This window comes from Methanoregula sp. (assembly GCF_003170075.1).
Classification (GTDB): Archaea; Halobacteriota; Methanomicrobia; order Methanomicrobiales; family Methanospirillaceae; genus Methanoregula.
Genome location: NZ_PMZU01000046.1, coordinates 1 through 11632 on the forward strand (window position 1 = coordinate 1; position 11632 = coordinate 11632).

Sequence of the window (11632 nt, forward strand, 5' to 3'; positions counted from 1 at the left end):
GCGTATCCGGCGTTTACCAAGGTTTTTTCCAAGGGTGCCGCCGGTACATCAACAGTACCCACAATAAAACCAACAATAAAACCTCCCGCTGTTCCTCCGACAAAACCGATAATGAAACCTGTCACTGTTCCAACGACAAAACCAACGACAAAACCAACGACATAGGTATCTCACAAAAAGTCCGGTAACCCCGGTGAACTTTTTTTTAATCTCTAACACTTGTTAGTAGATAAAATGCAGTAAAAAATAGTTTTTGAAGACATTTCCCCACACTACAGTCCGATTACTTTTGTTAATTTTCCAAATGATAATGGCGATTTGTGATGGGTTTTAAGATATCCATCACAATCTCATACCATACTGCGACTTGATCGCGAATGCCAAATTGGCCAGGCAGACAATTGATCTGCCCATCGTCAGAGATCAGATATGATAGAACCAATGGGTGAAACCATTATTTCCCTGATGACCGAATACTACTCATGGTTAAGATAGTCAAGAAAGCCAAAATTCCGGAGAAGGGACTGACCGAGAAGGAGCGGCAGAACCTTAACGAGACAAAAAAGCAATACCACAAGAGGCTTCAGCGGTTAAGCCAGCTCTGATTTCTCTTTTATCCAAGCTTCAACGGAATCCCGGGTGGCCACCATGCGATTCTGTTTGCCGATCTCCTTTTAGATCGTGTCAATATATGCCGTGATCGAAAAGAACCTGCTTTTTGCCCCTGATGCGACCCAACAGACTTTTATTAATTAAATAAAGACATATCCCCTGCAGCAAACATGTTTTTTTTCTTCCACCTCATCACCGGCGTTATCCTCGGGCTCCTGATCGCCGCTCTCCTCAACGATCGCAGGTGGATCGTCCCGTGCATCATCGGGGCAGCCCTCCCGGACCTTGTCGATAAACCACTCTATATCCTGTTCCCCACAATCTTTGGAAACGGCAGGTTCCTTTTTCATATCCTGATCGTTTTTGCGATCCTGCTGGTCGCAGGATTCCTTCTCTGGAAATACTACGCATCCCCGGTCATCCTCGCGCTGGACATCGGGATTTTCTCTCACCAGATCCTCGATTCCATGTGGATGTACCCAAAAATGTGGCTGTATCCCCTGCTTGGCGGCCCCTACCCCGCACAGGCACTATCGCCACAGGATTTCCTCCTCTACATACTGGAAAATGACATCTACAACCCGGCAGAATGGGTTATCATTATCATCTGTGTCTGCGGACTGGCGCTCTTCTGGTTACGGGAACCGCTCGCCGCTGCTGCAGCACGCCACAAAAAAGCCGTCGGCACGCTCCTGAAAAGTCTGGAGATCGTGCTCTGGGTCCTCTGCGGGATCGTGCTTGCCTGCGGCCTGTTAAAAATTCCCTTACAAGATCTTGCTGTGACAAGTGCCGATCAGTACGCATTTACCATCGTTATCATCGCGCTTGCGGCGATCCTTATTGTACGGTGGGAAACGGTTCTTAAAAACGCACGTCCCGTGCCGGAAAAACGGCAGACGGCCCACGTCAGGCCCTATCCCGCCGGACCCGCTGTTCGTGAAATCGAACGCATGGAATACCTGGTGAGACTGGCCGGGAAAGACCCGGACCAGACGACACTTGCCGCAGCAAAAGAGATTGCAGCAACGTACGGATCTTACAGGAATCGTAAAAACGACCCGCCTCCCACCTGACCCGGGCGATTCCGGCGAGCATTCGTATCGTACCAACTGCAGGGGCAATTATTCTTTTTCGCGTGCGGAAATGAGATTCCGGGTGGTATGCCGGTACCCGGGATTATTGCAGCCGGTCTTTTGGCCGGGTGCCTTGTGCTGTCGAAGAACCGAAGACCTGCACCGTGAATGGTACACCTGAGCACACCGGCAGTTCACAGGTATCTCCAATTTATCGAGGGGGCATGGCAGCCCGGCCTATAATAATGAGCGGGACCGAATGGAGACCTGCAAAACAACCCGGGGGTTTCTTTTACTGCTTCCCCTATCCCTTCTGAAATATGATTACCGCATTGCAGGGGATGCCTCTCGCGTGCGGGGCGGAGGCATTGCAAAAAATCCCCTGGAGCGTTAAACCAATTGACCCGGGTGGTATCCTTGAAAGATTTTATTTAAAAAAATGGGGGGCTGAAACAGCACGTTATCCACATCCTTCAAGCTGGGATGGTTGAAACGTTTTCCCTGAGCCGGCGTCCCGATAAGAAACAAGATATAGTGCGGAAGTGCATCTTTTTAGTATGCTCGGGAATGAACCTGAAAACGGATCGGACATTATTTCAAAAGATTCCACCGGTCCGGCACGCACCATTGCCACGGGGACGACAATTTCTGAAGTCCAGAAGATCGAGAACGCATTAAGATCCGTAGGAAAAGATCCCAGTACCACATCGTTAAGCGAAGCACGGGAGATTGCACGGTTGCTTGAAAGCGTCCAATATCACGATGAAAAGAAATTTTATAAACTGGTACTCATTGTGCTTGGCATATTTGTATTCGCGGCTGTTGCCGGGATGGTAATCCTGGCCTTCTCCGGGAAGGCAATCCCTGACGCCCTGATCGCACTTGGATCCGCTGCACTCGGCCTGTTCGCCGGGATTCTTGTCGCATCCAGCCGGGATATCACCCCATAAGTCCCTGCCTTGCGGGAATGCGGGGTAATAAAAAACAGTATCCGCTGCTTCCCTCTGGACAATACCGGGGGACGGGAATTATTACACGGTATGGCATTTATGCCTGCATGACGGAAAAAGTAGGAATATTCTTCATTTAGAAAACCCGTATATGGTATGTTATCATGAAACAAAAAGCGATCATCGTGGCGGTATTGGTGATCCTGTCTATTATTGCGTGTATTGCTCTCGTGGATTCCATAATCTCATTTCAAAATCCCTCCGGCACTTCGTCCGTATCAAATACTTCCCTGCAGACAACATCCGTGATAACCACCAAGGCGACAACGAGTGTAACCGCCAAGATAACTGCCAGTGTGACAACGAATGCAACCGCCAACGCAACCGCCAACGCAACCGCCAACGCAACCGCCAAGGTAACTGCCAGTGTGACAACGAATGCAACCGCCAACGCAACCGCAAAAGCGACGACGGTCCCTGCCCGGACTAATACGTCGGTACCCACGCCAACCGCGACCCCCGTTGCCTATACGTCCGCCCAGATTTATCTGCACCTGATAGATATTGCATTCGGTACCGGCAATGACCAGATAAACAAGGTAACCACATCTCCTGAAAAAATTTCTCTTGACGGTTCATATACCGATTATGACTGGACCCGCCTGGATAATTTCAGGCAGCAATTCAATAATTACTTATCAACAACAACGACGATTTCCGCACCCGCCACAGGTTCGCAAGGGAATATCATGCTTAAATTCATGCCGGGAACATCCTTAACCTCCCTTTCCCAGGACACCTCGTATAACATAATTAACGGGAAACAGGCATTAAACCGTGATGAGAATGGCACCATCTGTTCGATTTACCGTTCTCTCGTCGATTCAAATTCCGTCGAAACGGATTCCGTATATATAAATTCGGATTTAACCGGGGATAAACGGACCCATTATATGCTGCGCGGATTACTCTATTTCCTGGGTTTCACGGGAGAGTCCATGAAATATCCGGATAGTATGTTTTACAGCCAGCCAAATAGCAATGCCCAATTAGACGCCATTGACGTTAAAGCCGTTCAGCTGATGTACGGCACGAAAATTACCAGTGGGATGACCGTAAGTACAATTAAAAATTTCTATGGGTGACCGTAAGTACAATTAAAAATTTCTATGGATGACCGTAAGTACAATTAAAAATTTCTCTGTACCTGAATCTATGGTACCCCCATAATTTTTTAGGTGATTAGGTAACATCCACCACTAACCCATTGGTAGTATTGAGACAATTCAGGATTTTTTTTAAGATCTGTGCTCCGAAGAACACAAAAAAACTGCAGCCCCCCTCTTGCGCCGCTTTGTCCCCCTTGGGGGGGACGGGGCGCTATTAGCGATGCCTCGGCATTACCTGTATCGGGGGCACACAGAGGTACAGGTAATACGGCACTATCGCAATAGGGGGGAAGCCTCAGTGGCGGGGGCTTTAGCCCCCAGGAACGTCTTTAAACTAAAAAATGAACGAGATTTTTTGAAGTTTTTCCATAAAGAACTGATTCATGGTGGTCTTTATTGAGTAATCACCAAAAAAAGTATTCTGACCACAATCCGGTATGACAGGCAAAAAGTGAGAGTCCCACGCTCATGAGGAAAACCGGAACCGGGATTCCTGATTCCGTCCCCGGATTCTAAAAAAATTGTTTCTTTACCCGTTCTGAGGGGGGTTTGCTTCCGGAGGTTTTTCAATCCCGCTCCCGATCGTGAAGCCTGCCTTCCTGATCAGGAAGTACGAAGAGGCAAGCCCGACAATAATGACACCGATCCCGATGAGTTCCAGCCCGTCAGTCGACGCAGGATCAAGCAGGATTACTTTCCGCGCAATCGCAATGATCGCAAGGAGCACGACGATTTCAACGTGGATCACGTTCTCGGTGATATAGGCCTTCATCGTGTCCAGCAGTTCCACCGCGATGAGCACGAGTAAAAAGACACCAAGAACCCCGATCAGTTCGCGATTTTCCAGCAGCAGTACCGGGTAATTGGTCAGGCAGGTCCAGAGGTACCAGAACATCTCGCCGAGTGCAAAGACAAGGACAATGACAAGCAGCGCGATGAGCAGCATGTAGACCAGTTTTTCAAAACGGTTGATAAATCCAAGCATCATTCACCTTCGTACGGGATCAGGTCGGCCCGTGTGGGATCGTAGAGTCGGACCACGTCGCCGATCACGATGACTGCCGGTGGCTTCACACCGGCCTGTGCGGCCATATCGCCGATGGTCGCAAGCGGCCCGGTCGTGACCCGGCGGTCCTTTCTCAGCCCCCGCTCGATGACAGCGACCGGGGTCTTTTTGGACTTGCCGTTTGCGATGAGGGCACGGGCGATGTTTTTGAGGTTTGCGACGCCCATCAGGATCACGATCGTACCCCGGCCCTGCGCGAGCAGTTTCCAGTCAAGCGCAGGTCTGGTTTTCGTCGGGTCCTCGTGACCGGTAAGGATCGTAACCTGCGAGGCATACTTCCGGTGCGTGACCGGGATGCCGACCGATGCGGGCACGGCAAGCGCACTGGTGACCCCCGGCACCATCCCGACGTCGATACCTGCCGCCCGAAGAGTCTCGATCTCCTCACCGCCCCGGCCAAAGAGGAAAGGATCGCCCCCCTTGAGCCGGACTACCGTGAGATCCTTCTGTGCCCGGTCGACCATCAGGGACTCAATCTCGTGCTGCTCCAGCGTGTGGGTTCCTCCGTACTTCCCGCAGTCGATCTTCTCGGCCTTTTTGGGAAGGGACGAGAGGATCTCCTCGCCGGGCAGCTGGTCGTAAAAAATCACATCTGCTGTATGAATGATCTCTGCTGCCCGCTGCGTCAGGAGCCCCGTGCCGCCCGGGCCGGACCCGACAAGATATACTTTACCGGTCATAAGGAAATCCCGAGAGTCTGGTATGCTTCTGCGATCAGGTCGCCGGCCCGTGCCCGCAGGTTATTACCCTGCCCCCGGGCCTCTTCGATCGTCTCAATGTTTTTGTCGATACGTTCTGTCCGCTTCCCGTTCAGCGAAAGGACTTCAGCTGTCAGGTGCCCACCCTTACAATAAATACCCATGGGCGTGAAACACCCTGCGCCCACCTGCTCCATCACCGCCCGCTCGATCGCCACATCTTTACGGGTCTCCGGGTGATCGAGAGCGGAGAGCACTTCCATGAGCGAGGGGTCTGCCCGGCTCACGACCGCAATGGTGCCCTGGTTGGGGGTGGGGACAAACTTTTCGGGAGGCAGGCGCTCGCCGGGGATATGGATCCCAAGCCGTGAAAGGCCGGCCTCGGCAAGGACAATCGCGTTGTACTGCCCTTCGCTGAGCTTACGGATCCTCGTGTCCACGTTTCCCCGCAGGTCGTGTATGGTGAGCGTCGAGTCGTGGCGCAGGAGCTGGGCCTTTCGCCGGGTGCTCGAGGTCCCGACAATGGATACCGCTCCAATCGGGCCGGTATAGGCAAGGAAATCAGCAGGGGAATCGCGGGGGAGGATCGCGGCGGTAAAAAGCCCCGACGGGCGAACCGCGGGGATATCCTTCATACTGTGCACCGCACAGTCAATCTCATTATTGAGGATCGCGTCGTCGAGTGCCCGGACAAAAACGCCCTGTTTTCCGATCTCGTGGAGCGGGACACCGGTGACCTCATCGCCCTGGGTGCTGATAATCTTCTGTTCAACTTCGATGCCAAGGGCCCCGAGTTTTTTTATGACAATACCGGTCTGGGCGAGCGCGAGCCTGCTGCCCCTCGTGCCGATCCGGATCGTCATGCGATATATCCCCCTGCAATGATCTCAAGATCCTGGGGCGTATGTGCCACTGAGAGGAAATTGGTCTCGAACTGGGAGGGCGGGAGGAACACGCCGCGATCAAGCATCTTCTGCCAGAACCGGGTAAAGACCGCCGTGTCGCACTCCTTTACGTCGGTGTAGTTCTGCGGGGCATCTTTCCGGAAGAAGTACTTGAACATCGATCCGATCCGGACAAAGGAGCCTGTGGCTTTCTTCTCTGATGGGAGGGATTCATCGATGATCCGGGCCTTTTCTGCAAGGTCCGCGTACGTCCCGGGGTGGTTATGCAGCCAGCGGATCGTCGCAATCCCGGCCGCAAGGGAGAGAGGGTTCCCCGAGAAGGTGCCGGCCTGGTAGACCGGGCCCTGCGGTGCGACAAGCGACATGATCTCGCGCTTCCCAGAGAATGCGCCGATGGGAAGGCCGCCGCCGATGATCTTTCCGAGCGTGGTAAGGTCCGGCCTGACACCAAATTTTACCTGAGCCCCGCCGATACCGAGCCGGTAGCCGGTGATCACTTCATCGAAGATAAGGAGCACGTCGTAGGCTTTTGTGATCTCCCGGACTGCCTTCAGGTAGCCGTCCTGCGGGACCACCGGCCCGATATTCCCAAGCACCGGCTCGATGATGAGCGCGGCAATGTCAGCATTTTTTGCAAGCAGGGCTTCAAGTGCTTCCGGATCATTGTACGGCAGCTGCCGGGTGTGGGCGACAAGTGCGGGAAGCACGCCGGCAGAATCGGGAACGCCCATCGTGGTCGCGCCCGAGCCGGCTTTCACGAGCACTGCATCGTGGGCGCCGTGGAACCCCCCTTCAATCTTCACGATATCGGACTTGCCGGAGAAGCCTCTGGCGAGCCGGATCGCGGCCATCGTCGCCTCCGAGCCGCTCGACACAAACCGTACCATGTCCATGCCCGGGTGGTCCCCGGTGATGAGCCGGGCAAACTCCGGTTCGTACGGCGTGGGAGTGCCGTACAGCCAGCCCTTGTCGAGCTGAACAGCAATCGCTTTTTTTATTTCAGGATGGGCGTGACCGAGGAGAAGAGGGCCATAGGCCATGCAGCAGTCGATAAGCGTTGTGCCGTCGATTGTGGAAATGTGCGACCCTTCTGCGCGGGCCGTGTAAAAAGGCCAGGGCTTTATCGCCCGGACCGGGCTTGAGACACCGCCGGGCATCAGGGTTTGTGCATCTGCGAACAGGTCCCTGCTCTTCATTCTAGAGCCACCCGCATGCATCATAGGCAAAGTAGGTGATGATGAGGTCGGCCCCCGCACGCTTGATGCAGGTGAGGGTTTCAAGAACAGTCTCTTTCTCCTGTATCCAGCCGCGTTCTGCGGCGGCCTTGATCATGGAATATTCTCCGCTCACCTGGTACCCGGCGACCGGGAGGCCGAGCGTCGCAATTTCGGCCAGAACGTCAAGATACGGACCGGCGGGTTTTACCATCAGGATATCGGCGCCTTCGTCCATGTCAAGCCGTGATTCAAGGTATGCCTCGCGACCGTTTGCCGGGTTCATCTGGTAGGTGCTGCGGTCGCCAAACGAGAAGCCGGACTCTGCGGCCTCCCGGAACGGGCCGTACAGGGAGGACGAAAATTTGGTCGAGTAGGACATGATGAGCACGTCCTCGTACCCCTCCTCATCCAGCGCATTTCGTATCGACCTGACCATGCCGTCGAGCATGCAGGACGGGGCGACGATATCGGCGCCGGCCTCTGCGTGGCTGACGGCGATCCGGTTCATCAGGAGCAGGGACTCGTCATTTAAGAGATCCTTTTCCCCGCCGCGTGTCCCGCCCACGATCCCGCAGTGCCCGTGACTCGTGTACTCGCAGGCACAGACATCGGTGATAACCACCATGCCGGGGTACGCGGCCTTGATCCGCCGGACTGCCTGCTGCACGATCCCCCCGGGGTCGTAGGCGCTGGTTGCTGCGTCGTCTTTGTGGGCAGGGACGCCAAAGAGAAGGACGGCCCGGATACCCCGCTCCCACATCTTCCCGGCAATGCCGGCAATCTTGTCGACCGGGTACCGGAACTGCCCGGGCATGGACTCGATGGGTCTCTGTTTCGTTGCAGTCTCATCGACAAAAAGGGGGGCGACGAGATCGTTTCTGGTCAGCGTCGTCTCACACAAAAGCGGCTGGACATTGCGGGTGCGTACCCGCCTCATTCTTCGCTCTGGAAACATGCGCACCATACCCCGGACGTTACTGATTAGAGATTGCAGATGCATCGTATTTATGGTTATATTATCCGGGAAGGCGGCTGCCGGGAACGGGCGGGTACGTTATTTCCCGTTTCCGTATTTACCTGTTTATATGCAGAGATCCTCATTGTTCGGGCTTTCATCTGCCCGGCAACGTGTCGGTTCAGGAACTCCGTTTCATGACGAACCGGTCTTCGCCCCCGCCAAAGTAGGCAGGCTCTAATGATTCCTGCTCGAACCCTTCGCGGAGGTACATCAGTACGGCCGGTTCATTTTTCGGGGCGACCGTCAGGTAGATCGTTTTTACCGATCGTCCGTGCAGCACACCGGTGACTGCCCGGAGCAGCGCGGTTCCTATCCCCCGGTGCCGGAACCCGTCCCGCACCATCATGCGGAGGATCCAGGCCTGCGCGGGATCGTCCTGCACGATGGTTCCCACCGTAAACCCGACCACAGTTTTTCCTGATACCGCCACAAGAAACGTCGCGGGAGAGAGCATGGCCATCTGGCGGACAAAGACCGCTGACCGGTAGCGTTCATGCACGCCGGCAGATTCAAGTCCGGTAACTTCTGTAAAATCTTCGTCCAGGTACGGCCTTATCAGGAGTTCGTGTGCTTGTGGTCCCGGCATGCTGGCTGCCCCCTTTTAGAGTATTCATCTGGCCCGGCCGGGCCTGTTACTCCGGCGTGTCCCCGCTTTCGGGAGGTGTCACAACAGTCCCTCCCCGGGTGAGGGCCTGCACCAGCGCTTCGGCTGCACTGCGATCGCCGTCCTCCGCACATGCACGTATGGATGCTGTCGCATCCGTGAGGATCTTTTTTGTAAGTACCCGGGTCAGGTCGTCGATCACTTCAGCGGTCTTGTCGTCGGCCCCGCCCAGCCGCGCGAGCGCCTTATCCCGCTCGCGCATCCGTACTGCCTCTGCCCATGTACGCAGGGTGGCGATGCAGTCGTCGGCGGCTCTCCGGTGCAGCTGCCGTATGAAAAGGTCCAGTTCCTCGCCGACAAAGGCCGTGGCCCGTTCTGCCTCGGCCCGGCGGGTGATCATGGTCTGCTCGTTTATTTCCCGCAGGTTGTCCATCGTGAAGAGCCGGACCCCGTCGATTGCGCCCGCACCCTCCTCAACATCCCGGGGCTGGGCGATATCGATTAAAATAAGCGGTCGGGGATGGCCTTCAACCGGCCAGCACCGGGCCCGCATCGCCTCTTTTAAATCTGCCATATGAATGACCGGGTGCGGCGCGGAAGTACACGAGATCACAACATCCGAGAGGGTGATGTAATGGTACAGTTCCGTGAACCTGACTGCTTTTCCGCCAATCTTCTCCGCAAGTATGACCGCCCTCCCGTAGGTGCGGTTTGCGACATACATCGCAGTCAGGTGTTTTGCCATGAGCGCCTGCGCGACAAGGAGTCCCATCTCGCCGCTCCCGACCACAAGGATGTGCCGGCACTCAAGCGTCCCGAGTTCGGACTCGGCAAGGAGCACCGCGGCAGACCCGACCGAGACAGCGCCCCGGTTGATCTGCGTGCGTTTTCGCACCCCGACACCTACATGGACGGCCTTGTTGATGCAGAGTTCCAGAAAACTGCTCGCGGTGCCAGCTTCCTGCGCGTCGGCAAGCGCCTTCCTGAGCTGCCCGATGATCTGGTCTTCGCCCACGATCATCGATTCGATGCCGGCGGCAAGCGAGAGAAGATGGTGGAGCGCATCGCGGCCTTCGAGCAGGGAAAAACCTGCCCTGCCCTGTTGAGTAAGGAAGTCATGGAGCGCCGCACCATCGCCTTCAACAATGACCTCGACGCGGTTGCAGGTCTGGAGGAGAAGCACGCCATGAAACTTCCTGCCGGCAGCGTTGAGAAATGCCGGTTCGTCACCAAACCGGAAGGCTTCGAGTGCCATGACGTCAGCGGTGTGGTGACTGACGCCGGCAATTGCGATTCGTGCAACCGGTTCAGTCATACCAGGTACCTCTCGCTGACATGCTCCCACGCACGTTCGGGAGATTTTTTCAACAGCGTCCAGACCAGTTTGTCGCCAAGCACCGCCGACAGGATCCGGCGCCGCTCCGCTTGCGTGACCGGCCGGGTCTTCAGCGTTTCGCGCAGCCGGTGCTGGAGCGCGATCATGGCATCGAGCGCCGGGTACCTCTTTTCGATATCCTGCCTGATAAACCGGGAGACCGCCGGGCTCTCCCCCCAGGTGCTTATCGCGATCGTGTAATGCGCCCCGATCGTTATCGCCGGGATGATAACGTCGCCGGGCTCGCCGTCCGCGCTATTGAAAAGCACGCCGTGCTCCCGGCAGAGCGCCCCGATCCGGTCGTTCTCGGCCTTGTCGGAGAGCGCCCCGATGACAAGGAACGCCGGCGCGATGATCAGATCGAGATCCGCATCCGTCGCCGTGCGGGTATCGAGCGTCTGGATCTGGACCGGCAGCGCCTTTGCCGCCGGGGCAAACGTCCTGCTGACCATGAGGACTTCCGCCTCTTTCGCGAAATACCCGGCTTTGCGTGCCGCTACCTCTCCACCGCCGAAAATAACCACCTGTTTTCCCGTGCACTCCACGAAGAGAGGAATCATTGATCTATAGTTAGAGCGATCGGGTTACATTAAGATATGGCATGTGATTCCGGGCAGGTGGGGTTTCCCCCGGACAGGACAGTCGGGATCGCGAACATGCCTGTGCCGGTAAGGGAATCTTCCTGTCTGATGACAGCGGCCGTGTCAGCAGCAGGGCAGCGGACCGAACCGCACCGGCCGGAGCTGTGCCAGGGTTCAGCGCATCGCCCGGCCCGGGTTCCCATCGGCGGCAGCGTCCGGAAAATACGGCTAGTTCTTGCCCAGAGTTCGATATACTTAAATTCTATGAATGCTCACTCTTTAGAGCACACTGCGCCGATAGTGTAGTGGTTATCACTAGGCGTTGCCAACGCCTAAACCCGGGTTCGAGTCCCGGTCGGCGCAT

The 11632-nt window shown here is 55.7% G+C and carries 12 protein-coding genes and 1 tRNA gene; 5 read left to right on the top strand and 8 right to left on the bottom strand.

Annotated features, from left to right (window positions below; translation table 11 throughout):
• The first annotated feature begins 482 nt into the window (after positions 1-482).
• The 4 genes from QZN75_RS05825 (at position 483) to QZN75_RS05840 (ending at position 3780) form a co-directional block, all read left to right on the top strand.
• Positions 483-605 carry a hypothetical protein gene (locus tag QZN75_RS05825; protein ID WP_292425993.1) on the top strand — a complete coding sequence of 41 codons (123 nt, stop codon included), beginning with the start codon at positions 483-485 and terminating at the stop codon, positions 603-605.
• Positions 606-782: 177 nt separating this feature from the next.
• Entirely contained in the window at positions 783-1685 is a 903-nt protein-coding gene (locus tag QZN75_RS05830; protein WP_292425996.1) for a metal-dependent hydrolase, read from the top strand.
• Positions 1686-2242: 557 nt separating this feature from the next.
• Positions 2243-2635 carry a hypothetical protein gene (locus QZN75_RS05835; protein WP_292425999.1) on the top strand — a complete coding sequence of 131 codons (393 nt, stop codon included), beginning with the start codon at positions 2243-2245 and terminating at the stop codon, positions 2633-2635.
• A 164-nt stretch (positions 2636-2799) separates the two neighbouring features.
• A complete protein-coding gene (locus QZN75_RS05840) occupies positions 2800-3780 on the top strand; it encodes a DUF2927 domain-containing protein (protein WP_292426001.1) in 981 nt (326 codons plus the stop codon).
• Between the two features lie 553 nt (positions 3781-4333).
• Here QZN75_RS05840 and QZN75_RS05845 read toward each other — a convergent pair.
• From QZN75_RS05845 to QZN75_RS05880, 8 genes are all read right to left on the bottom strand, one after another.
• A complete protein-coding gene (locus QZN75_RS05845; protein ID WP_292426002.1) occupies positions 4334-4792 on the bottom strand; it encodes a phosphate-starvation-inducible PsiE family protein in 459 nt (152 codons plus the stop codon).
• A complete protein-coding gene (cobA, locus tag QZN75_RS05850; RefSeq protein ID WP_292426005.1) occupies positions 4789-5550 on the bottom strand; it encodes a uroporphyrinogen-III C-methyltransferase in 762 nt (253 codons plus the stop codon). The genes QZN75_RS05845 and cobA overlap by 4 nt, the downstream gene beginning before the upstream one ends.
• Positions 5547-6431: a hydroxymethylbilane synthase gene (hemC, locus tag QZN75_RS05855; RefSeq protein WP_292426007.1), complete on the bottom strand. Its 885-nt coding sequence runs from the start codon at positions 6429-6431 to the stop codon at positions 5547-5549. Before hemC ends, cobA begins: the two co-directional genes overlap by 4 nt.
• The gene (locus QZN75_RS05860; RefSeq protein ID WP_292426009.1) at positions 6428-7669 is read right to left on the bottom strand and encodes a glutamate-1-semialdehyde 2,1-aminomutase; all 1242 of its coding nucleotides are present in this window, start codon (positions 7667-7669) and stop codon (positions 6428-6430) included. Before QZN75_RS05860 ends, hemC begins: the two co-directional genes overlap by 4 nt.
• 1 nt (position 7670) lies before the next feature.
• The gene (gene hemB / locus QZN75_RS05865) at positions 7671-8645 is read right to left on the bottom strand and encodes a porphobilinogen synthase (RefSeq protein WP_292426011.1); all 975 of its coding nucleotides are present in this window, start codon (positions 8643-8645) and stop codon (positions 7671-7673) included.
• 181 nt (positions 8646-8826) lie between these two features.
• A complete protein-coding gene (locus QZN75_RS05870; protein ID WP_292426012.1) occupies positions 8827-9294 on the bottom strand; it encodes an N-acetyltransferase in 468 nt (155 codons plus the stop codon).
• Between the two features lie 46 nt (positions 9295-9340).
• On the bottom strand, positions 9341-10627 hold the full coding sequence (gene hemA, locus QZN75_RS05875; protein ID WP_292426015.1) for a glutamyl-tRNA reductase: 1287 nt from the start codon (positions 10625-10627) through the stop codon (positions 9341-9343).
• Positions 10624-11247: a bifunctional precorrin-2 dehydrogenase/sirohydrochlorin ferrochelatase gene (locus QZN75_RS05880; protein WP_292426018.1), complete on the bottom strand. Its 624-nt coding sequence runs from the start codon at positions 11245-11247 to the stop codon at positions 10624-10626. The genes hemA and QZN75_RS05880 overlap by 4 nt, the downstream gene beginning before the upstream one ends.
• Before the next feature lie 312 nt (positions 11248-11559).
• Here QZN75_RS05880 and QZN75_RS05885 point away from each other — a divergent pair.
• Positions 11560-11631 (top strand) — tRNA-Gly (locus QZN75_RS05885).
• Position 11632: the final 1 nt, after the last annotated feature.

Excerpts from the sequence above, each read along its gene's own strand:
- QZN75_RS05880 (WP_292426018.1), bottom strand. The coding sequence starts at position 11,247 with ATGATTCCTCTCTTCGTGGAGTGCACGGGAAAACAGGTGGTTATTTTC.
- QZN75_RS05825 (WP_292425993.1), top strand. The coding sequence starts at position 483 with ATGGTTAAGATAGTCAAGAAAGCCAAAATTCCGGAGAAGGGACTGACC.
- QZN75_RS05840 (WP_292426001.1), top strand. The coding sequence starts at position 2,800 with ATGAAACAAAAAGCGATCATCGTGGCGGTATTGGTGATCCTGTCTATT.
- QZN75_RS05870 (WP_292426012.1), bottom strand. The coding sequence starts at position 9,294 with ATGCCGGGACCACAAGCACACGAACTCCTGATAAGGCCGTACCTGGAC.
- QZN75_RS05845 (WP_292426002.1), bottom strand. The coding sequence starts at position 4,792 with ATGATGCTTGGATTTATCAACCGTTTTGAAAAACTGGTCTACATGCTG.
- QZN75_RS05830 (WP_292425996.1), top strand. The coding sequence starts at position 783 with ATGTTTTTTTTCTTCCACCTCATCACCGGCGTTATCCTCGGGCTCCTG.
- hemA (WP_292426015.1), bottom strand. The coding sequence starts at position 10,627 with ATGACTGAACCGGTTGCACGAATCGCAATTGCCGGCGTCAGTCACCAC.
- hemC (WP_292426007.1), bottom strand. The coding sequence starts at position 6,431 with ATGACGATCCGGATCGGCACGAGGGGCAGCAGGCTCGCGCTCGCCCAG.
- QZN75_RS05860 (WP_292426009.1), bottom strand. The coding sequence starts at position 7,669 with ATGAAGAGCAGGGACCTGTTCGCAGATGCACAAACCCTGATGCCCGGC.
- cobA (WP_292426005.1), bottom strand. The coding sequence starts at position 5,550 with ATGACCGGTAAAGTATATCTTGTCGGGTCCGGCCCGGGCGGCACGGGG.
- QZN75_RS05835 (WP_292425999.1), top strand. The coding sequence starts at position 2,243 with ATGCTCGGGAATGAACCTGAAAACGGATCGGACATTATTTCAAAAGAT.
- hemB (WP_292426011.1), bottom strand. The coding sequence starts at position 8,645 with ATGTTTCCAGAGCGAAGAATGAGGCGGGTACGCACCCGCAATGTCCAG.